Consider the following 23722-nt stretch of genomic DNA (forward strand, 5'->3'; position numbering starts at 1 on the left):
TGAGGTCAGCCGGCGTCGTCCGGCGGCGGCGCGGGCGATGACCGGGCGATCGCGTCGAGGAACCGCACGGCGGCCTCGGCGTTCTCCAGCCGCCACAAGAGCAGGGTCCGGTCGAAGCCGGTCGCGGCGGCGTGCCGGCGCCGCAGGGTGTCGCGGACCGGGGCCAGGATGTCGTGCTGCGCGGCGATCAGGCCGGCGGGGTCCTCGCCGCGGCGGGTGATCAGGGCCAGCTTCGCCAGCAGCGCCGAGCGCATGTCACGCACGTGGGGCACCGGCTCGTGCAGCCACTCGGCGACCGCCGCCGATCCGGCCGGGGTGGTGGCGAGGATCGAGCGTTGCGGGCCGCGGCTGCCCGCCTCCGTGGTCTCCACCTGAAGCAGGGCGAGCCCGGTGAGGCGGTCCAGGCAGCGGTAGACGATCGGGCGCGGGATGTGCCACACCCGGCCGACCGCGCCGTCCTCGGCGGTGAGCGCGGCGATCGCGAAGCCGTGCGTGGGCTGCTCGTCGACGACGGTGAGCACGATCCAGTCGGCCAGGGACAGTGGCGGCAGCTCACCCATCGCGTCAGCCTACGGCGCGGGGTTCCGCCCGCGTCGCATCCTCGGTAGTCTCAATGCGACTACCAGCCGAGGGAGGTGCGGCGTGATCGGGCACCTCGACGACGGCACGCCCTTCCACGCGCCGGTCGGCGTGATGCTCAGCGACGGCGACGGCGAACGCGTCTGCTGCCACCTGTGCGGTCGCTGGTACCTGTCGGTGGCCAGTCACCTGCGGGTGCACGGCTGGACCAAGGCCGCCTACATCGCCGCGTTCGGCCTGGAGGTCGGCAACCCGCTGGCGGGGCGGCGGACCCGGCAGCGGCGCGCGGAGGCGCTGCGGGCCCGCCAGCATCGCGACCCGGCCGTCCAGCGGGCGCAGGCGGCGGCCCGGGTCCGAGCGCGCAGCGGTGCCCTGACGGTCGCCGCGGCCGAGGCCGCCCGGGGCCGGCCGCATCCGCAGGAGCGCCTCGTGAAGACCCTCGCGGCGCTGTCGGCCATCCGCCCCGCGGCCCGCGCCGAAGGCAACCGGCAGCGGTCCGAGCAGCACCTGTCCGACGTCAGCGCCAAGGTCGCGGCCCAGTTCGGGTTCGAGTCCTTCGCCGGCTACGTCCGCGACCGTCTCGCGAGCGGGCGGAGCCTGGCCGCGATCAGCCGCGAGGCCGGGCTGCACAAGGACTGGCTGTCCCGGCACCTGCCCGCGATCGCACCGGACCTCGCCGCGCAGCGCACGCGGATCCGCGCCCATCCCGGCGATGCCCGGCTGCTGCCGGCCGCCCGGTCCGCCGGTCACGCCGACGTCGGCGCGTACCTCCGCCACCGCCATCTGCGGCAGCACCGCACGGTCGCCGCGATCGCCGCCGAGGCCGGGGTGACGCGCTGGTCGGTCCTCGCCGCGATGGAGCGGCACGGCATCGCCGCGGTCCCGCACGCGACGAAACGGCACCGGGCCGCGAGCCGCAGTTCGAGCGCCGCCGCGCCGCTCGGGTTCACGTCGGTCGCCGCGTACGCCGCGCATCGGCGGGCGGAGGGCGCGACATGGCGGGCGCTGGCCGCCGAGTCCGGCCTGCCCGAGTCGACGCTGCAGCGGCACGCCGCGGGCCGCAACGCCTGAAGGGCGTGGTCTGTCCATTGTGGACGGCGGCCACTGGATGAACCGGGTGGCCGCCGCCGGGTAGTGCTGTCAGTGCGCGACGGGGCAGCCGCCGGTGAGCTTGCCGAGGAACTGGTTCGGGTCGTAGTAGTGCTCGACCTCGAGGAGCTTCAGGTCGTCGCTGACCTTCGCGACGCTGATGCCGAACATCTCGATCGTCTGCCCGTTGGGCTGGTGGCCGTGGTACTCGCCCTCGAAGGCGCCCCAGTGCCGCCACTTGAACGTGACGACCGGCGGCGGGCTGAGGACCTCCAGGACCTCCCAGTAGAAGCCGCCCGGGAACGCCTGGTGGAAGATGTGGTGCGACGACTCGAACGACTCCTGGCCCGTCTTGTAGAACGGGCTCTCGCCGATGAGGATGTTGTAGCTGCCGATGTCGGCGATGTCCTGCGCGCTCGCCCACGGCCCGCCGTTGACGTTCGTCCGGAAGTGCTCGGTCACCATCGACACCCAGGTCGCGGGGTCCTTCTTGTAGGAGACCTCCATCTCGAAGACCTGGACGATGGTCTCGACGACCGCCTCCAGCGAGTCCGGTGCGTGCTGGGTGGTGCGCTGCCCGGGCATGACCTGGTGGGACAGGTGGTAGTCGGGGGTGGTGCCGTCACGCCAGGCCGACGAGTCGGTGGCGTCGATGACGGCGGTGCGGCCCTGCAGCCACAACGGGGTTTCGGACACGATTCGGTTTCCGCCCTTTCAGGACGAGTGAGGGGGTGCCTGGCAGGACGGCCACCCGCCAATGGCTACCCCCGTCGGTAGTTGCAGTGAGACTACCGACGGGGGTGCGGCAGCGGAACCCCGGGACCCCGCACGCGCGTCGATGCCCTGGTGGGGCACGATCCGGGCGCCGGGGTTCCGCCGCATCGGTCCTCGTCTACTGCAGGAGGTCGAACCGCTCCCACGGCCCGATCGCGGTCCGGTTCGCGACCAGCGCCGCGGCGCCGGCGTTCTCGGCCGTGACGTACCTGGCGTTGACGACGGCCTTGAACGACACGCTGCCGTCGCTGTTGGTGATGCGCTGGAAGATCTCCCACGCGCCGACGGCGGTCCGGTTGGCGATCAGCGGGTTCGCGCCGCCGTTGTCCGCGCAGACGATCTTGTTGTTGGCGTGGGCGCGCAACGCCACGAAGTCCTCGCCGAGGTTCAGCATGTCGAACTGCTCCCACGGGCCGATCGCCGTCCGGTTGGCGATCAGCGGGCTCGCGCCGGCGTTGTCCGCCGTCACGTACCTGTTGTTGATCCTGGCCCGCAGCGACACCACCTGCTGCTGGGTGCCCGTCGGCACGGCGACCCCGGTGCCGATGAAGTCCATCCAGTCGACGTTGAACAGGAACTCGGTGCCACCGCCGGGGCTGCGGCCGACGAAGTAGAGCTTGCCGGTGCCGGCCGGCGGCGCGGTCAGGCCGACGGCGACGTCGGTGTAGTTCTGCCAGCCGCTGGTGCCGGGCACCGTGGCGCTGCCGAGCAGGGTGCCGTTGACGGGGTCACCCCAGCGGACGTCGACGATGCCGCCGGTCGTCGCCGACGCGGCCCGCACCCGGATCACGTTGACGCCCGCGAGCGACGCCGGTTCGACGCTCCACCAGTCGCCGTCCTCGACGAAGCCGATGTGCCTGCTGCCGTCGGCGCTCGCCTCGACGATGACGCCGGCGTCGTCGGTGCCGTGGCCGTTCGAGGCGCGCCCGGTGTTGGTGTAGAACTCCGCGCCCGTCCGTTTCGGGTGCAGGATGACCTGGCTGCGGGTCGTCAGCGGGGCCGAACCGCCCGCGCCGCCGTGGTCGGTGTAGACGGCCTCCAGCACGTAGAAGACGTTGTCGCCCTCGGCGTGCCCGCTCGACAACGTGGTGGTGACGGTGCCGCTGCAGCCGTTGTAGGAGTCCAGCGGGTGGCCGTGCTCGTCGTGGCCGAGGATGGCGTTGAGTTGGAGCTCGGTGCAGTTGACCGCGCCGTCCTCCGGGTCGGTGACCGTGGCGGAGAACGAGACCTGGTCGCCCCACTGGTAGAACCCGCCGTCCGGCGGTGCGGTGAGGGCGACGGTCGGCGCGGTGTTGCCGACGGTGATCGGCACGCTCGCGGTGCTGGACTTGCCGATCGTGTTGGTCACCTTCAGCACGGCCGTGTAGTTGCCGTTCGCGGTGTAGGTGTGGCTCGGGTTCGCCGCGGTGGAGGTGCCCCCGTCGCCGAAGGTCCAGAGGTACTGCAACGCGCCACCGGCCGGGGTGCTCGACTTGTCGCCGGTGAAGGCGACGGTGAGCGGCGCCGGCCCGTTCGTCCGGTTGGCCTCGGCCTTCGTGACCGGTGACGCGCCGCCGACGACGTGGTCGATGCGGTAGATGCCGGAGTCGGTGTTGTTGCCGCCGAACCCGTTGCCCCACTCGATGAGGTACAGCGCGCCGTCCGGGCCGAACTTGAAGTCCATCGGCTTCTTGAACGAGAACGCGCCCAGCAGCCGGTCGATCGCCGTGACCGCCTTGCCGTCCGCGGACAGCTGGAACGTGTACATGAAGCTGCTGTTCCACTCGGCGAAGATCGCCCGGCCGTCGAAGTACTGCGGCCACTTGCGGTCCGAGACGAGGTTCGGGTCGAACCGGTAGACGGGCCCCGCCATCGGCGCGCCGCCGGACAGCTGCGGGAACTGGTTCGGGTCGGGATTCTTGTGATACCAGACGGTCGCCGGCTTCGCCGCGGGCAGCGTCGTCAGGCCGGTGTTGTTCGGCGACGTGTTCGCCGGGCCGGTGCCGCACGCGAACGGCGCGCCGGACGTGCCGTTCGCGAAGTTGTAGGCGACGTACGGCGTGTTGTTGCCGATGCAGTACGGCCAGCCGGAGTTCTCCGGCGCGGACATGATGTTCCACTCGACGGTGTTCTGCGGGCCGCGGGCCGGGTTCGCGGTGTCGGCGTCCGGCCCGTAGTTGGCGACCATCGCGTAGCCGGTCTTCGGGTCCAGGCCCATCCGGAACGGGTTGCGCTGCCCCATCGCGTAGATCTCGGGCCGGGTCTTCGCGGTCCCCGGCGGGAACAGGTTGCCGCTCGGGATCGTGTACGTGCCGTCCGGCTCCGGATGGATGCGCAGCACCTTGCCCGACAGGCTGTCGGTGTTGCCGGCGGTGCCCTGCGCGTCCCAGATCGCCCGGCCGGACCGCTGGTCGATGGGGGTGTACCCGTCCGAGGCGAACGGGTTCGTCGCATCGCCCGTGGCCAGCCACAGGTTGCCGTTGGTCTTGTCGATCGCGAGCCCGGCGCCGTGGTGGCAGCAGTCGGCCCGCTGCACCGGCACGTCCAGGATGACCTTCTCGCTGGCCGGGTCGATCGTGTCGCCGTTGACCGTGAAGCGGCTCAACCGGTCGACGTTCGCCGTCAGCGGCGAGTAGTACAGGTACAGCCAGTGCGTGGTGGTGAAGGCCGGGTCGAGCGCGATGCTCAGCAGCCCGCTCTCGTACGACGTGAAGACGCTCAGGCGCCCGGACCGCACGGTCCCGCCGCCAGGCTGGATCACGTTGACGTCGCCGAGCCGGTCCACGTAGAAGACTCGGCCGTCGGCGGCGATGTCGAGCATCATCGGGTTGGACGTGTTCTCGTCCAGCGGCACCTTCTGGAAGTTGGTGTCCGGTGGCGCCGGCTCCGCGGTGGACGGACCGGCGTGGAGCGCGACGACGGCGACGGACAGCAGCACGGCGGCCGCGGTGGTGCGGGCAGCACGACGCAGCCCGCGGGTGGCAGATGGCATGCCGAACAGACCTCCCCCGTGAGGTAATCGAATGCCGAACGTAGACACCGGTGAATGACCCGTCAATGCGGCGAACGTGCTATGTACGCCGATGGATCTGACCGCTACGGTGTCGGCCTTCTGCCCGGACGTGGTCGCCCGAAGCAGGAACTGCGCGCAGCGGAGGACCGCCGCCGACCGGCAGGGCGGCGGCGGTCCAGCGAAACGAGGAGGCGCGGTTGCCGGCTGCTCCGGCACCACGTCGAGCGCAGCGGCAGCCGGCCGCGGCGCCCCTCGCAGGTTCTCGTCAGGCTAGAACAGCGTCCAGTGCTGGTCCGCTGATCCGTTGGAGGCCCACAGCACCACCGGAGCGCCGTTGTACGTGGAGATGGACTGCACCGCCAGCACGCATGCGCATCCCTCCAAGCCGCCCTTCAGGTTCATCAGGTTGTGCTCGACAGAGTTCTGGTTCGGGTCGAGAGCCCGGGCCCAGTACTGATCCAGGCTCCCGGTGCAGGGGAAGCCCAGGATGCGTGATCCGTTGTAGATGTTGCCCCCGTTGACGGCGAGGCACCTGCCGTCGCCGTTCACGTACATGCAGTACGTCGGGTACGTCGGATGGCAGCTGCCAGCGGGGGAGTGCCAGGTCTGGTCGTTGTTGGTCGTGCAGGTGTAGATGCCGGCGAGGCCGTTGGCGATACCGATGCACTTGGCGGCGTTCCTGTTGTAGATCCGGCCCTCCGGCGCCGGGCCGGAATCGGCCTGCGACTGCGCGGGGGTCCGCCCCGCCGCGGCCTGCGCCGACGCCGGGGCGGGCGTTGCCGCGAGCAGCGTGACGACGGCGACGACGGGCAGCATCCACCGCATCCATCGACTTCTCAGGACGTTCGACATCCAGTTTCCTTTCGGTGAGGATCGTGCCCGCATCGGGCCGATCTTGTGACGGCACTGCATTGACCTCCGGGCCATCCAGCCGCCTGTGCAGGCCCGGTTCCGGTCGCCGCCGCTTCGCGCGGCGGCGACCGACGGGTTACGGAAGCTGTCGCCGGCGGCGTGCGGCGATGAGGACGAGCGCCGCCCCCGTGGTCGCGACGGCCGCCCCCGTGACGGCGGCGCTGGTCCACGAGGTCGTGGTGCCCGACTCCACCAGGACGTCGCCGCCGCTGCACGACACGGTGATGCCCGCGGTGTGGTTGTCCGCGAGCTGCATCGCGTAGTTGTAGCTCGTGCCCCCGACGAACACCCGCCTGGGCCGGCGCCCGAACATGCCGCCGGCCTGGCCGCCGCTGCCGGTGCTCAACCCTGACGGGTCGCCGTCGTCGAGCGCCACCGAGCAGTTCATGCCGGCCCGGCTCGTCGGGGCGTCCTGGTAGACGGTGAACGTGGTGCCGGGCCGCAGCTCGAAGTGCACCGAGCTGCCCGGCCCGGCGACCGGCCGGGCGGCGCGCTCGCCCGAGATCCCTCCCTGGGGAGCGAGCGCGCCGGCCACACACAGGAACACCAGGAGCAGCGCCGGCGGCACGGCGAACCACCAGACCGCCGGACGTGTGCTCGACGGCCGGTCGCCCGCGCCGGACAGGTCGGTCATCAGCAGAAGCTCGTGACGCACTCGCCGTTGACCCAGCTGAGCCTCCGGGGAAGCGTGAACGGCATCGAGTTGCCGCCGCCGGCCACTCCCGACGAGTCCCTGCCCAGGCTCCGTGGCACCTGCCCGGGCCGGTACTGCACGACCTCGAAGTTCGGATAGTCGTCCCCGGTCAGGTCCACGCGGATGTCACCCTTGTCGTTGACGTCGATCCAGATCTCGCCGTTGACCTCGCAGCACGGGAGCGCGCTGTTGAGTCCCGAGTACTGGATGTCCAGATGGTTCTCCCGGGCCGACACCACCGTGGCGTCGTTGGCGCCGCCCTTCTCGATCGGCAGCGCGGGCACCTGCCTGCTGGCGATGAGCGGCACCTCGTCGATCCGGACGAATGGCGGTTTGCTGTCCATGACCGGCCACGGGACGTTGAGCTGCTCCTGGATCGTGCTGGCGCACACGGTGTAGGTGATCTCACCGGTGTCCGTGTTCCAGGCCATCGTGATCCGGTAGGGAACGTCGGCGTTGAGGCTGAAGTCGCGGTCGTCGCCGAGGAGGTACCCGCCGGCGGCGTCCTTCTCCGGGATGAAGAAGCGGCAGATGATGATTCCCTGCCCGGGCGCCTTCGGGCCGGTCTTGATGGTGTACCGCCTGTCACCGGGATTCTTGACGTCGCCGAAGTAGTCGTCGCCGGCGGTGTCGTACTGGTCGCTGATCGGCGGCAGGTGGTGCTCCGGCTCCTTGCAGCCCTGCCGGGCGTCCTCGACGCTGCACGAGCGTCCGCCGTGCGGGTCGGTGTTGGTGTGCGGCGCGTCGTTGCCGTACGAGTAGCCGTTCATCTGCTGCGGTTCGGTGTTGTCGATCAGTGGGTCGACGGATACGAAGCGCCCGATCGCCGGGTCGTACTCGCGGGCGCCGAGATGGACCAGGCCGGTGTTGTCGACGGTCCCGCCGACGAAACCCTTGTCCATCTTCGCCGGCCACGTGCCGGTGCCGCCGCGCACGGTGCCGTACGGGTCGGTGCGCCGCACCGCCACCGTCAGGCTCACCGCGTTGACGGAGATGTTCGCCGTGCCCTGCTGATCGCTGATCAGCCAGGTGAGGCCGGCCGCGGTCCGCGTGCCGACGGACTGGTCGCCGATGCTGTAGTACCGGGTGCAGGTCTTCGCGCCCGTCGCGCTGGTGAAGCGCAGTTCCTGACCCGGCAGGTAGAGCGTCTTGCCGGCCGGGTCCCGCCGGATCAGCCGGTGGCCGTCGGCGTCGTAGACGTACGTCGTGGTGCCCGTCGCGTCGGAGCTGGAGGCCAGCATCCCCTCGGCGTCCCAGGTCAGGTTCTGCTGACCGGTGGCCGCCGGGCGGGCCTTCGTGTTGCCGGTCTCGTCGTACTGGTAGGACTGGCTCCGGGTCCCGCCGTTGTCGGTGATCGTGGCGTCGGCGAGCCGGTGGGTGCCGGCGGTGGTGGCGTAGGTCGTGGTCCGCTGCCCTTGCCCGGTCAGGTGCTCGACGAGGCCGCTGCGGTTGCCCGCGACGTCGTAGGCGAAGGACTGCCAGTAGGGCGCGGGACCGCCGAGCGCCCCGACGGACCTGGCCGCCTGGCAGTCGCCGCTGGTGGGGGTCCACGCCTCGGCGAGCCGGCCCAGGTGGTCCGTCTCGAAGCACTGGTGGTCCCCGGCGGTGATGTCGTCGACCTTGGTGACGTTGCCGGCGTTGTCGTACCCGTACCGCACGTCGGCCACCGTGGCCGCCGGCGACTGCTTGCTGGTCCAGATCTGGGCCAGCCGGCGGGTGTCCTGGTCGTACGTGCGCACCACGTCGACGGGTGCGCCGCCGTTGTTGCCCAGGTGCACGGCGCCGGGCTCACCGAAGCTGGTGTAGTCCATGCCCGTCACGTAGCTGGTGCCGAGGTTGGTGCCGAGGCTCTTGTACTTCGCCTGGTCGGTGTAGCCGTAGGTGAGCGTCTCGGTGGCCAGGTCGCCGAGGGCGGGCATCCGCATGGTGGCGGTGCTGCCGTCCTGCTTGTACGTGTAGACGTAGGAGAAGGTGCCGGCCAGGTTCTGCTCGGTCGGCGGGATCGTGTACTTGACGCTGGTCGGCTGGTAGCCGGCGGTGAAGCCCAGGGTCTCGACCTCGTAGGTCTCGGTCGGGGTGGCGTATCTGATGGACTTCACGACCTGACCGCGGGCGGTGGTGCCGTTGCTCAGGTTGTCGTAGGTCCACTCCGCGCGCTTCGGCCCGGTGACGCCGTTGTCCCGCACGCTCGTGCGGCGGCCGAGGATGTCGTACGTGTAGGCGATGGTGGTGTTGCGGGCGTCCTTGCTGGTCTCCAGGAGACCGCCGGCGTTGTAGACCATCGTGGTCAGGCCCTTGTCGGGGTCGGTGACCGTCAGCTGCCGGTTGTGCAGGTCGAAGGTGTAGTCCCAGCGGTTGCCGGCCGGGTCGGTGACCCGGTCGACCTGCCCCTTGCGGTTGTGGCGGTAGACGGTGGCGTCGTAGCCGGTCGCCGGGACCGCCGGGCCGGGGGTCACCCCGGCGTGGTACTGCCGGAGCTCGACCGTCACGCCGGCCGCGTCGGTGACCGTCGACGTCCTGGTGCCACCGGCGGGCGGGACCACGTCGACCCGGTCGCCGCCGTAGCTGGTCGTCGTCCGCCACTTCTCGGTGCCGCCCGGGCTGGCCGGGGACGCCTGCACCTGGAAGACCGCGGCGACGGAACGGCCGGCGCCGTCGTAGAGCGTGCGGGTCTGCGCCGGGATCGTGCCGGTCGGGTTGAACAGGTCGGTGCTCGGCGCGACCGACGCCAGGTACGGCTTGCGCACGGTGCTGATCCGCCCGGCCGAGTCGTACAGGGTGTCGGTGACGATGGCCTTCGGACCGCCCGTCGCGTCGGCCGACTGCACCTGCCGCAGCCGGAGCAGCCCGTCGTAGAGCGTGTAGGCGGTGACGTAGCCGCCGTTCTGGTTCAGCGTCCTGGCCGTCACCGTGATGGCGCCGTCGGTCCGGTACAGGTACGCGTACGTGCTCGAGGCCGGCTGGCCGCGGTCGCGCCCCGGCAGCCACACCGAGACCAGCCGCCCGAGCGGGTCCATGTCCAGTTCGGTGCGGCGGCCGTTGACGTCGACCGTGGCGACCGTGGCACCCCAGGCCGGGTTCAATGTCGTGACGGTCGGCCAGCCGAGCGGGTTGGTGACCGTGGTCTGCGTGACCGGGCCGTTGGCCGGCGAGTACGCCGTCGTCGTGATGCCGCCGCGGACGTCCTTCACCTGGGTGACCCGGCCGTACGCGTCATACGTGGTCTCCGCGCTCACCGTGTGCCCGGCGACGCCGCCGGTGAACGTGTCGAGGGTTTCGGTCTTCGTCGCGTCGCCCACCGTCGGCGCCGCGCCGTTGGCCAGCCCGTCGTAGGAGGTGAGATCATCGCTGATGACGTCGTCCGCACCGATCCCGCCGGCGGCGGCAGCGGCGCACGAGACCGCGAACCGGCGCTGCCGCGACGGCAGCGTGAGCAGCCAGTTCGTGGTGTTGCGGGTGTGGTCGGTGAGCGTGCAGCGTTCGTCGCCGGTGACGGCGTCGTCGCCGTTGTCGTCGACCTTGCTGACGTCGCCGTACGTGGCGTCGATCGTGTTCCGCACGGTGGTCGTGCGGGCGCTCCGGCCGCCGTCGCGGGACGTGCGGGTATGGGTCGCGGCGGTCCCGGTGAACCGCGCCGACACGGTGACGCCGTTGATGGTCCGCGTCGCGGTCGCCGCCGACTGCCACGGCTCGTTCACCGTCGCGGACACCTCGGCGCCGCCGGGCCCGTTGGAGATGACGGTTTCCCGGACCATGCCGGCGTAGGCGTCCTCGTCGGTGACGGCGGGCACCCCACCGGTCGCGATCGCCGGCAGGGTGACCGACCGGGTGCCGCTGGGCAGGTGGTCGCCGTGCATGCCGCGGAAGTAGCGGGTCTCGACCGAGGTCTGCTCGCCCGGCTCGCCCTTGACGGTGCGCACCGCGGCGTAGCCGCGCCACACCGACCACGTCTTGTCGTCGGGGGTGATCAGGCCGTCGTCGTCGTTGTAGTGCCAGGCCGGGTCGCCGAGGTAGTCGTAGTGCGTGCGGGTCTGCACCGCACCGCCGGTCAGGTCGGTCTCGGTGACGTCGGTGACGACGTACTTGTGGAAGTAGTCGACGATCGCCGTGTTGAGCCCGTTCGGCTTCCACTTCACCGGGTAGCAGCGCAGCGTGTTGTTCTCCAGCGCGCCCTGGTTGGGCACCCGGCTGCCCGCGACGCAGTCCGGCGCCGAGTAGGTGACGGTCAGTTTGCCGCCGGACTCGGAGTTGACGGTCTTGATCCGGAACCACTTCAACGCCGCCGACTCGTCGATGGCGTCGACCCGGTTGCTCAGCTGGACGCCGACGATGGTCATGTCAGGCAGCGTCGTGGTGCCGCCCACCAGACCGGCGTGCTTGATCTTGTCCAGCCACAGGCCCGGCAGGTTCCCGTCGCCCGGGTCGGGGAACGACTGCTCGAGGCCCCACGACTCGACCGGCTGGTAGTCGCCGAGGCTCGCGCTCCACACCTTGGTGACGATGCCCGTGAGCCGCTTGGTGACCCAGAACGTCGGCGAGACCACGTCGCACGGCGACGCCGAGCACTGCTGGTCCCACGGGGTGTCCGGCCAGTGCGCCGCGTCGTGGGTGGTGCAGCCGGACAGGCACCGGTCGGCGTGGTCGAAGCTGACCCGCTGCGGTGCCGGGCCGGACCCGTCGGTGCGGGTGCCGTAGTCGATCGTGGTGAGGTAGCTGCCCCGGTCGTAGGTCACCAGGTCGGTGCGGGTGGCGTTGCGGGCGTACTTGCCCGTCTCCTTCGCATAGGAGTAGGTCATCGAGTTCCTGTGCGGGTCGACGACCGACTCGAGGTGCCAGCGGTAGGCCTGGGTGCAGCCGGAGGCGGCGTACGTCGCCTGGTTGCACGGCTCGCCGGGGTGGTTGCCGTAGACCGGCTCGGTCAGCGTGCCGCCGGTGCTCGACCCGAACGTGTACTGCCCGCCGTCGGTCGTGGTCACCACCCAGTACTCGCCGTCCCTCGCGCCGTTGGCGGCGCCGAGCCTCCGCTCGACCTTGGTGCCGTCGTCGTTGCGCAGGTGCCAGCGGTTCGACGCGCCGGGCTCCTTGATGAGCTCACCCGCGTGCCCCGACAGCGACAGCGTCGCGTTGTCGGTGGCCCAGCACAGGTCGCCGGTCTTCGTCGAGGCGTTGTTGGGGGAGGGGCTGCCCGTCATGTCCTCGGCGCAGGCGCGGTAGTGCCGTTCGATCGTGCCCGGCGAGTACTCGAAGCCCTCACCGATGACGGAGGGCTGGTTGTTGGTCGTCACCATCTTGCCGTCGACCGCCGACGACGAGTAGGACAGCGCGACCGACGGTGCCGGGCCGCCGAGGGACGGCGGCACCCGCATCGGGTAGTTCCAGGACAGGTCGCCGGCGCTGCCGCCGGCCGACCAGGTCGCCGACGGGGTCAGGCTGGTCGCGGCGTAGTCGCCCGCCGACGAGCCGGCCGACCCGGACGCCGCGGCGCTCAGCGCGAGGAGGGTGCCGCCGCCAGTAGTGGTCACCTCCGCGGTGACCGTGCGGGACGCGACGTCGTTGCGGTACACGTGCGGCACCGACATCGCGGCGCACTCCGGGGCCTGCGGGGAGCGCTGGGCGCAGACCGGCAGCTGCGCCAGGCGGAGCCGGCTCGCCCAGCCGGCGCCGTAGGCACCCCGGAAGGCGGAGTAGTCCAGGCCGACCCGCACCGTCGCCGGTGTGCCGTCGGTGGTGTCCATCCGCAGCAGGACCCCGGTGACACCGGCGGACCTGCTGGCAGGCTGGTCGAAGGTCCGCAACCGGATCCGGCCGGCCCCGGACACCCGCTCCAACCGGAATGGCAGGCCGCCGACCTGCGCGCCGGTGGACGGCAGGTCGACCTCGACCGTCGCCGCCGCCGGCCACACCGGGTCGGGTGCGGTGAACGGGCGGCCGGTCACAGCCGGGTCGGCCTTCTCCGGTGTGCGCTTCTGCCCGGCGACGGTCGTCTCGCGCTGCGCGGTCGGCCGTGGCTCCGCCTTGACCAGCGGAAGGACGATCAACGAGGTGGCCACCAGGGCGAACACGGTGGCTCCGGCGATCAGGATCGGGCGTCTTGGCACCGCTCGGGCGCGTGCGGTGAGCCGCGGCCACGCGTCATGGACATTCACGGTCAATCCTTCCCCGTACAGGACCGATGAGAGGTGGCCGGCCGGGCCTGTGCGGCCCGGCCGGTGCGAGGTTCGAGGGGGGTCAGGGGATGCGGGTCACGTCGGCGACGGCGCCGGCGTAGACACGGATCTCGTCGAGGTCGCCGGACCACCCGTCGGTGAGGACGGGCGCCCCGCCGCCGGCCGGGACGACCTTCCCGGCGCCGATCGTGAGCGGGCCCGTCGCGTCCCAGTTGGGCGTCGAGCGGGTCACCGACGCTGCGAGGGAGCCGTTGACGTACAGCTTCAACGTCCGGGCCTGTGCGTCATAGACACCGACGAGGTGGACCCATGCGCCGATCGAGGATGTCGCCAGCGGGGCCGACACCGCCTCCGTCCACGGGTTCGTGGGGGAGTCGGTGTCGGTGTCGGTCATGCTGAACCGCCACCGGGGGACGCCGTCGTAGTTGCGCAGGCCCAGCCAGAAACCGCTGAGGTTCTGCCCGTCCTGCCCGACGGCGTTGTGGTTGCCGATCGGGAACTGCGGGCCCGGCGTCGAGGTGTCGCCGTCGCCCATGCGCACCCAGCTCGACACCGTGAACGACTGGTCGGTACGCAGCACCTGGCCTTCGGTCCGGGCGTGTGCCGTGACGCCGTTCAGACGCAGGCCGGTGCCGGTCTGGCCGGCGTCGGACTCCGGCACGTACGCGCCGTTCACGAAGTTCAGGTCGTGCGCCATCGCGGAGGAGTCGTACGCCGGTCCGGGGCCGATCTCGTCCATGTGCCACTCGCCGCCGACGCCGGCCGTGAGCGGGTCGACCAGCTCCGCCACCTCGGCCGCGGTCACCGATCGGTTCCACACCTGGACCCCGGCGATGTTGCCGGCGAACTGGTCGGCGACGGCGTCCGCCCAGCGGGCCCGGCCGATGGCGAGCGGACCCGTGGCGTTCCACGTCGGCGCCGGGATCGCCGCCGTGCCGACCGGCTTACCGTCGACATAGAGCGTCGCCTGGCCGGTGGCCGCGTCGTACACGCCCGCGAGGTGCACCCAGACGTTGGCCACCACCGGGGAGCCCACGACGCGGGCATCGCCGGTGCTGGCGGCATCGACGGTGTTCCACGAAAGGATCCAGCAGCCGCAGGAGTTGCTGCCGGAAAGCCGGAACGCGGAGGTGTGCACGCCGTCCTTGCTGATGACGGCCCGGGTGCTGGTGGTGAGCGTCGGGCGCACCCAGGCGGCGACGGCGAAGCTCTTGCTGGAGTCCAGCTCGGGTACTGACGCGGTGGCGAACTCCGAGGACCCGCCGGTGAGCGAGAGCGCCGTCGGGCCGCCGACGATCCGGCCCGGCGCGCCGAGCGAGCCGCCGCCGAGCGTGGCCGTGTGCCCGTGGCCGGTCACGTCGTTCAGCGAGGTGGTGCCCGCCGCCTCCTCGAGGTCCCAGCGCGCCACCGCCGGGGACGGCCCGGAGACCAGGAACTGGTGGAGTGTCGTGGCGGTGCGTCCGGCCCGGTCGACGGCGGTCACGTACATCGTCCGGGCGCCGCCCGAGGTGGGGGTCCACGTCACCGAGACGCTGCCGCCGGCCGCCGCCGGCGTAGCGACCGTGGTCGGTGGATCGGCGAAGCCCCACCGGTAGAACGCGACGTCCGGCGAGCTGGCGAACGTGAACGTCCCGGTCTGGCCGACGGAGCCACAGCCCTGCGCCGGGCAACCGGTCGAGGACGCGGGGTAGATGTCCGCGGTGACGCTCGGCGCCACCGGGTTGACGAGGTCCACCAGCCATTCGCAGGTGCCGGTCACCGGGCTGACCCCGCCGTGCTGGTCGTCGCTCTGGGCGCTGAACCTGTAGCGGCCCCCGTCGCCGAGCGTGCCCGTGGTGAACTGGGCGGTGCCGCCGTTGGGGACTGTGTTCTCGCCGCCGGGGGTGATCGCGGTCCAGAACGTGATGCCGCTTCGGATCTGCGCCCGGGCGAGGCTGAACGAGACCTTGAGGTCGTCGTTGTCCACGTCCGTGGCCCGGGCCCGCAGCGTCGGGGTGGCCGTCGCGACGTACGGTGCGCCGGCGCCGGTCGCGCACGGCTTGCCGTCGACGGTCAGCACATCCGGCGTGTTCGGCGGGGTGTTGTAGTCGATCGCGAGCACCGGACTGCCGGCGTTGAACCGCTTCCAGTGGTTCGTCGTGCCCTCGTCGATCGCCCGCAGGCCGAGCGTGAGGTCCGGCCATCCGTCGGCGACCGCGTGCTGGACCATCGCGGTCGCGTCGAACTCGATGTCCCCGGTGCCGTTGCATCCCGCGCCGCCGCCCTCGCGGTGGTTGGCGGTCGCGTCGGCGGTCCAGTCACCGTGCCAGGTCGGCTGGTTGTTCCACGTCGTCGACGGGGAGATCCCGTCGGTGATCCACAGCCGCGCGTTGGACGACGGGTTGCAGGTCCACGCCCAGCGCTGCTGCACCCGGAACGTGGCGGCCTTGATCTGCTTGCCGGCGACGCCGTTGATCTCCATTCGGAAGATGGACCGGATGACGTACTGGCCGCAGCCGGAGCAGTCCTCGGTGCGGCCCGAACCGGCGCCGCCCTTGGCCGCCGCGTCGTTCAGCGCCGTGCCGTTCTGCCAGAACGAGCTGCCCGCGGTGTCGCTGCGCGACCAGACGCTGGTCCATGCGCTGCCGGCGACGTGCCCGGTCCATGACGGGTCCACGAACAGCGGGAACGTCACGGCCGGGTCGTTGAGCAGCTTCTGGTCCGGCACGACGGTCAGCTGGTCGCCGGTGACCTGCACGGCCATCACCGCCTGCCGCCGCCCGCCGGTCCCGCTGCCCCGATCGGCCGTGGTGCTGTTGGTCGAGTCCCACATCAGCGGCGCGGGGGAGCTGAAGACCAGCGCACCTGCCGGGTCGCGAGCCTCGATACCGCCCGCGCCGTTGGCCTTGGCCGTGACGCCCTTGGCCATCAGCCCGAACCGGATCTGCCGCAGTGCCGGGTTCGCCGCGGCCACCCGGTCCTTGATGACGAGCACCTCGGAGAACCCGAGTGCCGCGGCGCTCACCCGCAGGTCGACGCCGGGCAGCACCTCCGGGTAGACCGCGGTGTCGCCCTCCAGCCGCGGCGCCGGCAGGATGCCGGGCCACGTCACGGCGAGCTCGCGGGCACCGTCGGCCACCTTCGCCAGCGGGGTGGCCCCACCACCGGAGATGGTGACCGGCAGCGCCGAGGCCTCGGGCCGCACAGCGCCGTCAGAGCCCGGCTTGAGCCGCAGGTCGAGGTCGACCCAGGCGCCGTCGGCCCGCCGCCCGAACCGGGGCTCGGCCGACCGCTCGACGGTGGTGCTGCCATCGGCGTTCGCGAACGTCTGGGTGGTCGCGGACCGCGCCGCCGTCGTCTCGACCCGCCTGCCGCAGGCACGCGCCGCCGCCGCGGCCGCCGCCATGCTCTGCTCGGCGGCCCCGCACTTCGGCGGCGCCGCCGTCGCGGGTGCCGCCGTCGCGGCGAGCGGCGCTGCGCCGCCGACCAGTACCACCGCCAGGAACCGTAAAAGGGCGCGTTTCGCCGTCATCCTGATCCTCCCCCGTTGGCTCAGCACACGTTCGGCAGCGACAAGCTTCGAACCGTGCTAGTAAACACTAGAAGAGTGGACACTCGTCAAGTGCTAGATGAAGCGATGAGGTTCAACGTCTGAAGGGTGTCCTTCAGGTGTCGGTATGCTGTTACCGTGAGCGACGAACTCACGATTGATGAGCTGGCTCAACGGGTGGGCAGTCGGACATCGACCGTGCGCATGTACCAGTCGAAGGGGCTGCTTCCCGGGCCGGAGATCCGCGGGCGGATCGGCTACTACAACTCGGCTCATCTCGCCCGGCTCCGCGTCATCGGCCGGTTGCAGGAGCGCGGCTTCTCACTCGCCGCGATCAAGGATCTGCTGGAGAACTGGTCCCGCGGTGCGAGCATCGCCGCCCTGGTGGGCGAGGAGCAGGACCTGGCCGCATTCGGTGAGTCCACCGAGATGAGCCCGGCGGACTTCGCCGCACTGTTCCCCGACGGCCACGTCGACCCCGACGTGGTCCGACGCGCGATCGGCCTGGGCCTGCTGTCGTTCGACCCCGAACGAGGCATGGTGAAGGCGCCGAGCAAGGCCTTCGTGGAGATCGGCCGGGAGCTCGCGGCCCATCGCATCCCCCCGGCGCGCGCCATGACCGAGTTCGAGGAACTCGCCGCGGACGTGCGCCGCATCGCCCAGCGCTTCAACGTGTTCTTCGAGGAGTTCGTCGCGGAGGGTTCGCACGACGACCTCCCGGCCGTCGAGCGCCGCTTCCACCGCATGGCCGCCTCCGCCGTGCAGGAGCTCCTCGCCCAGGCGCTGCAGGACGCGGCTGCGGCCTCGGGCCGGCACCCCGGCGAGACGCCGCCGAGCTGACCGTCCAGCGGCCGGCGCGGCACCGCCTTCCAGCGGTCGGCATGCACGTACCTCCTGTCGATGAAGACCCGCCCATCATGCAAGGGCGACGTACAGCGGCAGCACGTCCCGCATACAGCGGCCGCACTTCCGCATGCAGCGGCCGGGCCGAGGAGCGCGATAATCGATGGCCGCGCCGATCGGGCCGGTGCGATGATCGACGCACGGGTCGCTAGCTCAACTGGTAGAGCATTCGACTGAGTAGCGCGTCCGCTTCCCGCGTGAGCGGACATGGAGGCGCTTCCTTCTCCTTGTTGGATCGAAGGGTTCGGGGTTCGAGTCCCCGGCGGCCCACCCGTGCCGGCCCCGGCCGGCTGTTGACCGAATGGGGGCCGCATGCTCGAGAAGCTGCTCATCTCCAGGACGCTGCGCGTGCCGGCGAGCACCGGTGCGGCCGGTGACGGTGCCGCGGTGGCCCGGCAGCTGGACGCGGCGCTGCTCGACGCCGGGTTCTCCGCGTCGCGGGCGCTGCTGGAGCACGTCGGTGGCGTCGCCCCCGGGCCGGCGATGGATCTCGCCGCGACGGTGGTCTCCGCGGTACGGGAGCTGGTCGGCGACCACGTCCAGCACAACGCGTACTTCATCGGCTTCCCGCACGACGTGCCGGACACCGTCGAGTTCTGGACGCAGCGGCTGCGCGCGGCGGTGCTCGCCGGCGGTGGGACGGCCTCCGACGCGGTGCTGCGCGACGCGGTGCGCTCGGGTGCGGTGAACCTGCTCGACCTGCCGGGTTACGGCACGTACCAGCACACCTACGCGGAACTGCTGGCCGCGCACGACGAGCTGATCGCCTCGGCCGGTGACCGGCTGACGCTGCTGCACCTCGGCGACACCGCCGACGTGGAGGCGGAGCGGCTGTACCTGGCCCTGGCCGGCAGCACGACGCCGCTCGGGGAGGCGGACCTCGCGCTCCTCGGCGAGCTCGCGGTCGCGTGCATGGACGGCACGCAGCCGGACGTGATCCCGGTGCGGGAGCACCGGGCGGTGCTCAACGGGGTCAGGCTGGTGCTCGGCCGGACGCTGGTCGCCGTGGACACCACGACCGACGTGCTGCGCCTCGCCTGCCAGGTCTCCGGCGGGGACGTCTCGCTGGCGGCACCCACCCGGTTCCGGTCCTTCCGGCGCCCGGAGCGGCGCGTCCTGCTGGCCGCGCTGGACCGGGTCGTCGCCGCCCACCAGGACCGGCTCGGCGACGTCGCCCGGCACGCCGAGCCGTGGAAGCGGCTCGGCGAGCGGCTGCACCCGCACGAGCACGAGCAGTGGCCGCACGCGCAGGCGGTGTTCGCGGTCGCGCGTGGCGAGCGGCGGGTGCGCAACCTGGCGGCCCGTGCGGAGGAGGCGATCGGTGCGGGTGGCGCCGGCGCGGCGGCGTCGGTGCTGTCGGCGGCGCCGGGCCTGCTGCTGCGCTCCGCGGACCGGCTGCTGCGGCTCGCCTCGCCGGCGGAGCAGGGCGTCGTGGTCGACGCGGTCAGGGGTGCGCTCGGCTCGGCGTCGGGGCGGGTGCTGTGCTCGCTGCGGGAGCATGTCGGCAACCGGCTGGCGCCCGTGTCGGCGCGCATGTACGTGAACCGGTCGCGCCGCGCGTGGATCGGGCCGGACGAGCGGCCGCCGCTGCCTGCGGGGCTGGTCGCCGAGCTGTCGGCGCTGCTCGACGCGCGGATCGCGGCGCGGCTGCCGCGGCCGCAGCGGCCGCTGCTGGTCGACCCGGACGTGCTCGACGTCGCGCTGCCGCTGTCGGGCAAGTCGGCGGAGGGCGGCTTCGGCGTGCTGCCGCGCGGCTCGCGGGCGCCGGTCGCGGGGGAGCTGCTGCGCTTCTTCACCTACTGGCGCCAGACCAGCCTCCGCACGGACTTCGACCTGTCGGTGCTGCTGCTCGACGACGAGTACCACAGCGTCGGCCAGGTGTCGTGGACGAACTACCACCACGAGGGGGTGGTGCACTCCGGTGACATCACCGAGGCACCGGACGGCGCGACCGAGTTCATCGACGTGCCGTTGACGATCGGCGCGCCGCACGTGCACATCTACTCGGGCGAGTCGTTCCAGCAGGTCGCCGAGTCGATGTTCGGCTACCAGACCCGCGCCCTGGACCAGCGCGGCGCCCCGTTCGACGCCCGGACCGTGCGGGCCCGTTCGGACCTGCGCGGCAAGGGCCGCATCGCCCTGCCGATGGTGTTCGCCCGCGGCGAGCGCGGCTGGGAGGCGGTGTGGCTGCACCTGTACCTGGAGGGCCGCCCGTCGTTCAACCGGGTCGAGGAGCAGACGTTCACCACGGCCGACCGGGTGCGGGCACTGATGGAGCGCCGGTACCTCACCGTGTCGTACCTCGTGGACCTGTGGCGCGCCGGCGCCGACGTGACCATCTGGGACGGCAGCCTCCCCGACGAACCCGTCACGTTCATCGGCATCGACGCACCGGAGGGCCTGCCCGCCGGCTCGGAGACCTATACCCTGAACCGGCTCCACGAGCTGATCCCCGCGTAATGCGGCGGCGGCCGAGGCCATGTGGGCGCTTCCTGCTGTTTCCGTTCGACTCGGGAACCTCCGCGCAGGCGGAGGATCAGGTATTTCAGCGTCCACGCTTCCCTCGGCCGCCCACGCGTGTCCCCCGAGCGAGCTACGGTCAGGTGTCCACCGCGCGGTGACGTGCTGCCGCGCGCGAATCCATACCGTTCACTGCATGCGATCGTTCCTGCAGCTCGCCGCGGTCTTCGCGGTCTCGTTCCTCGGCAGTCTCGTCATGGGCGGCAACCCGTGGCTCACCCTCCTCGCCGGCACCGCCACCGCGGTCCTGGCCCTCGTCGTGTACGTCCGGATCGGCCGCCGCCCGTCGCCCGACCTGCCCCGCGAGGGCGCGGCCGTCGCGTTCGGCCGCGGCGCGGTCCTGGGCGCGGCCCTGTTCACCGCGGTCATCGCCGTGATCGCGCTCCTCGGCGGCTATCGCGTCGAAGGCTGGGGCTCGCTGTCTGGTGCTGCGGCACTGCTCGGCCTGATGCTCGCGGCCGCAGTCACCGAGGAGCTCATCTTCCGGGGTGTGCTGTTCCGCGTCGTCGAGGTCCGCACCGGCACCTGGACCGCCCTCGCCCTGACCGGCGCGCTCTTCGGCCTCATGCACCTGCTCAACCCGCACGCCAGCCTGTGGGGCGCGGTCGCCATCGCGATCGAGGCGGGCGGCATGCTCGGCGCCGCCTATGCCGCGACCCGCACCCTGTGGCTGCCGATCGGCCTGCACTGGGCCTGGAACTTCGCGGAGGCGGGCGTCTTCGGCACCGACGTCTCCGGCAACGACACGGCGCAGGGGCTGCTCGACGGCGCGCTGTCCGGGCCGGTGCTGCTGTCCGGCGGCACGTTCGGCCCCGAGGCGAGCCTGGCGTCGGTCGTCGGCGGCGTGATGGCCACCGTGGCCTTCATGGCCCTCGCCCGGCGCCGGGGCCGCGTGCTGCCCCGCCGGAGCCGCCGCCCGGCCGCTACGCTCAGCCGGTGATCGACGCCCAGCGGCTTCGGGAGCGGTGGGCGGGTCTCGACGTCACGGTCCGGGACCTGCCGCTCGCGCTGCTGCTCGCCGCCGCCTCGCTCGTGCCGGCGCTGCACGGCTACGGCACGCGCCTCGCCGAGGACCTGCCGTCCCGCCCGTTCGACGGGTGGGCCGTCGCGGTCGCCGCGCTCGAGTGCCTGCCGCTGGTGCTCCGGCGGCGCCGGCCGGCGCTGTGCCTGGCGCTCGTCGCAGCGGGGTTCGCGGCCGACCAGCTCCTCGGCTACCACCTCGTCGCCGGCACCGCCCTGCCCATCGCCCTGATGAGCGCGGGCGCCCACCTCGGCGGGGACGCGCTCCCCGCCGGGCGCCCAGGTGCCGCTCGCCGGGTCCGGGTGCTCACGGCGGCGGCGGTGACGGTGGCGTACGTGCCGCTCGCCGTGGCCCTGGACCGGCGGGGCTCGGCGGAGGGCGTCACCGGGTACCTCACGTTCTATCTCGCCGTGGCGCTCGCGTGGGGGATCGGCGCGTGGCTGCGCGTCACCCGCGCCGCCGAGGCCGAGCGCCGCCGGCACGTCGCGGAGAGCACCCGCGCCGCCGAGCGGGCCAGGATCGCCCGCGACCTGCACGACGTCGTCACCCACCACGTGACGGCGATGGTCGTGCAGGCCGAGGCGGCCCGGTACCTGACCGCCGCGCCCGACCGCCTGGACGAGTCGCTGACCGCCGTCGCCGGCACGGGCCGCCGCGCCATCTCCGACCTGCGCCGGCTCCTGGACGTCCTGGACCCCGGCCACGGCGGGCAGGCCGACCTCCGCGCACCGGTCGATCAGGCCCGCGGCGCCGGCCAGCCGGTCGAGGTCACGGAGTCCGGCACGCCCCGGGAGACGCCCGGCGACCCCGAGGCCGTCGCCCACCGCGTGGTCCAGGAGTCGCTGACCAACGCGCTCAAGCACGCCCACGGCCGTCGTACCGTCGTGCACCTCCATCACGGCCCGGACGAGCTCACGGTCGAGGTCTCCACCGACGGCGGCCGCGGCCTGAGCGGCCTCGCCGAGCGCGTCCGGGCCCTCGGCGGCACGTTCACCGCGGCGCCGCGGCCCGACGGCGGCTTCACCACGACCGCCCGGATCCCGCTGTGACGATCCGCGTGCTGGTCGCCGACGACCAGGCCCTCGTACGGACGGGATTCGTCACCATCATCGGCGCGCAGCCCGACATGGAGGTGGTCGGGGAGTGCGGCGACGGCCGGGCGGCGGTCGGCCTGGCGGAGCGCCTACGGCCGGACGTCGTGGTGATGGACGTGCGCATGCCGGTCCTCGACGGGATCGAGGCGACCCGGCGGCTGGCCGGCGCCGGCGTGGCCGAGCCCGTGAAGGTGCTGGTGGTGACGACGTTCAACCTCGACGAGTACGTCTACGAGGCACTGCGGGCCGGGGCGAGCGGCTTCCTGCTCAAGGACGCGCCGACCACCCAGCTGCTGCACGGCGTCCGCACCGTGGCGGCCGGCGCCGCGCTGCTGGACCCGGAGGTGACCCGGCAGCTCGTCGGGCGCTACGCCGCGCGTATCCGGCCCGCCGCCGACGGCCCGGCCGGCGCGCCGCTCACCCCGCGCGAGCTGGAGGTGCTCCGACTCATCGCCGAAGGGCTGACCAACGCCGAGATCGCCGCCGCGCTGGTCATCAGCCCCGAGACCGTGAAGACGTACGTGTCGCGGCTGCTCACCAAGCTGGACCTGCGCGACCGGGTGCAGGCGGTCATCTACGCGTACCGGCGCGGCCTGGTGACCTGAGCCCGGCCCGCCGGCTCAGGAGACGCTGGTCCACGCCGGGTACTTCGCCACGCGCCCGTCGCCGGACGAGCGGCCGCGGACCCGGCGCAGCACCCACGGCAGGACGTGCTGGCGGTAGTACCGGGCCTGGACGGCCAGCCCGCGCGCCGCCGCCGCGGTGTCGTCGAGCCGGTGCTCGGCGCCGGGGACGCCGAGGGCGGCCAGGACGAGCCCCGCGACCCGCCGGTGGCCGGCGGCGTTGAGGTGCAGCCGGTCGGCCGACCAGTACCCGGCGCGGCGCAGCTCGGCGTCGCCGAAGCAGTCGACGAACAGCACGCCATGGCGGGCGGTCAGCTCCCGCACCGCCTCGGTGAGCTGCTCGGCGCGGCGGCGCAGCACCCGACCGAGCGGCAGGTGGTCCGACGGGTCGGCGCCGCTGAGGACCATGAGACGGACCCCGGCCGCCTCGCAGCGCTCGACCGCCCCCTCGATGAGCCGCACGAGGTGCGCGAGGTCGGCGCCGCGGCGCATCATGTCGTTCCCGCCGCCGTTGAGCGAGATCAGCGTCGGCAGCGGCGACATGGCGAGGGCGGCGTCCAGCTGGGTGGTCACGATCGGTTCGAGCAGCCGGCCCCGGATCGCCAGGTTGGCGTAGCGCCACTGCGGGTCGGCGGCGCCGAGCGCGGCCGCGACCAGATCGGCCCACCCGCGCGGGATGCCGTCCGCCCGCTCGTCACCCATACCCTCGCTGAAGCTGTCACCGATCGCCACGTACCGCATGACCCCGACGATACCGAGTCGATCATCGCGGCCCGATCAGGGTCGTCCGTACCGGACTCTTACCAATATGTATTGACGATGTCG

The 23722-nt window shown here is 72.3% G+C and carries 14 protein-coding genes and 1 tRNA gene; 7 read left to right on the plus strand and 8 right to left on the minus strand.

Going from position 1 to position 23722, the window contains the following annotated elements; translation table 11 throughout:
* Positions 1-5 precede the first annotated feature (5 nt).
* Entirely contained in the window at positions 6-560 is a 555-nt protein-coding gene (locus ABZ321_RS23515; protein ID WP_354894572.1) for a hypothetical protein, read from the minus strand.
* An 82-nt stretch (positions 561-642) separates the two neighbouring features.
* Between ABZ321_RS23515 and ABZ321_RS23520 the strand changes: the two genes are divergently transcribed.
* Entirely contained in the window at positions 643-1650 is a 1008-nt protein-coding gene (locus ABZ321_RS23520; RefSeq protein ID WP_354894575.1) for a hypothetical protein, read from the plus strand.
* 69 nt (positions 1651-1719) lie between these two features.
* Here the strand turns inward: ABZ321_RS23520 and ABZ321_RS23525 are convergent, their stop codons facing one another.
* The 6 genes from ABZ321_RS23525 to ABZ321_RS23550 form a co-directional block, all read right to left on the minus strand.
* A complete protein-coding gene (locus tag ABZ321_RS23525) occupies positions 1720-2364 on the minus strand; it encodes a SnoaL-like polyketide cyclase (protein WP_344500069.1) in 645 nt (214 codons plus the stop codon).
* A 196-nt stretch (positions 2365-2560) separates the two neighbouring features.
* The gene (locus ABZ321_RS23530; protein WP_354894578.1) at positions 2561-5413 is read right to left on the minus strand and encodes a PQQ-dependent sugar dehydrogenase; all 2853 of its coding nucleotides are present in this window, start codon (positions 5411-5413) and stop codon (positions 2561-2563) included.
* Positions 5414-5704: 291 nt separating this feature from the next.
* Entirely contained in the window at positions 5705-6286 is a 582-nt protein-coding gene (locus tag ABZ321_RS23535) for an RICIN domain-containing protein (RefSeq protein ID WP_344500073.1), read from the minus strand.
* A gap of 136 nt (positions 6287-6422) precedes the next feature.
* Positions 6423-6980, minus strand: coding sequence for a hypothetical protein (locus tag ABZ321_RS23540; RefSeq protein ID WP_344500075.1), 558 nt, complete (start codon positions 6978-6980; stop codon positions 6423-6425).
* Positions 6980-13186, minus strand: coding sequence for an RHS repeat-associated core domain-containing protein (locus ABZ321_RS23545; RefSeq protein ID WP_354894583.1), 6207 nt, complete (start codon positions 13184-13186; stop codon positions 6980-6982). Before ABZ321_RS23545 ends, ABZ321_RS23540 begins: the two co-directional genes overlap by 1 nt.
* A gap of 82 nt (positions 13187-13268) precedes the next feature.
* Positions 13269-16718: a LamG-like jellyroll fold domain-containing protein gene (locus ABZ321_RS23550; RefSeq protein WP_354894586.1), complete on the minus strand. Its 3450-nt coding sequence runs from the start codon at positions 16716-16718 to the stop codon at positions 13269-13271.
* A 156-nt stretch (positions 16719-16874) separates the two neighbouring features.
* Here ABZ321_RS23550 and ABZ321_RS23555 point away from each other — a divergent pair, with 156 nt between their 5' ends.
* The 6 genes from ABZ321_RS23555 (at position 16875) to ABZ321_RS23580 (ending at position 22879) form a co-directional block, all read left to right on the plus strand.
* A complete protein-coding gene (locus ABZ321_RS23555) occupies positions 16875-17576 on the plus strand; it encodes a MerR family transcriptional regulator (RefSeq protein ID WP_354894589.1) in 702 nt (233 codons plus the stop codon).
* Between the two features lie 205 nt (positions 17577-17781).
* Positions 17782-17909, plus strand: a tRNA-OTHER gene (locus tag ABZ321_RS23560).
* Positions 17910-17951: 42 nt separating this feature from the next.
* Entirely contained in the window at positions 17952-20099 is a 2148-nt protein-coding gene (locus ABZ321_RS23565; RefSeq protein ID WP_354894592.1) for a hypothetical protein, read from the plus strand.
* 196 nt (positions 20100-20295) lie between these two features.
* A complete protein-coding gene (locus tag ABZ321_RS23570) occupies positions 20296-21099 on the plus strand; it encodes a type II CAAX endopeptidase family protein (RefSeq protein ID WP_354894595.1) in 804 nt (267 codons plus the stop codon).
* The gene (locus ABZ321_RS23575) at positions 21096-22229 is read left to right on the plus strand and encodes a histidine kinase (protein WP_354894598.1); all 1134 of its coding nucleotides are present in this window, start codon (positions 21096-21098) and stop codon (positions 22227-22229) included. Before ABZ321_RS23570 ends, ABZ321_RS23575 begins: the two co-directional genes overlap by 4 nt.
* Positions 22226-22879: a response regulator transcription factor gene (locus tag ABZ321_RS23580; RefSeq protein ID WP_344500089.1), complete on the plus strand. Its 654-nt coding sequence runs from the start codon at positions 22226-22228 to the stop codon at positions 22877-22879. The genes ABZ321_RS23575 and ABZ321_RS23580 overlap by 4 nt, the downstream gene beginning before the upstream one ends.
* Before the next feature lie 15 nt (positions 22880-22894).
* Here ABZ321_RS23580 and ABZ321_RS23585 read toward each other — a convergent pair whose 3' ends face one another.
* Positions 22895-23638 (minus strand): SGNH/GDSL hydrolase family protein, encoded by a 744-nt coding sequence (locus ABZ321_RS23585; protein WP_344500091.1) that lies wholly within the window; start codon positions 23636-23638, stop codon positions 22895-22897.
* Positions 23639-23722: the final 84 nt, after the last annotated feature.

Source organism: Dactylosporangium sp. NPDC006015 (assembly GCF_040614215.1).
GTDB lineage: Bacteria > Actinomycetota > Actinomycetes > Mycobacteriales > Micromonosporaceae > Dactylosporangium > Dactylosporangium maewongense.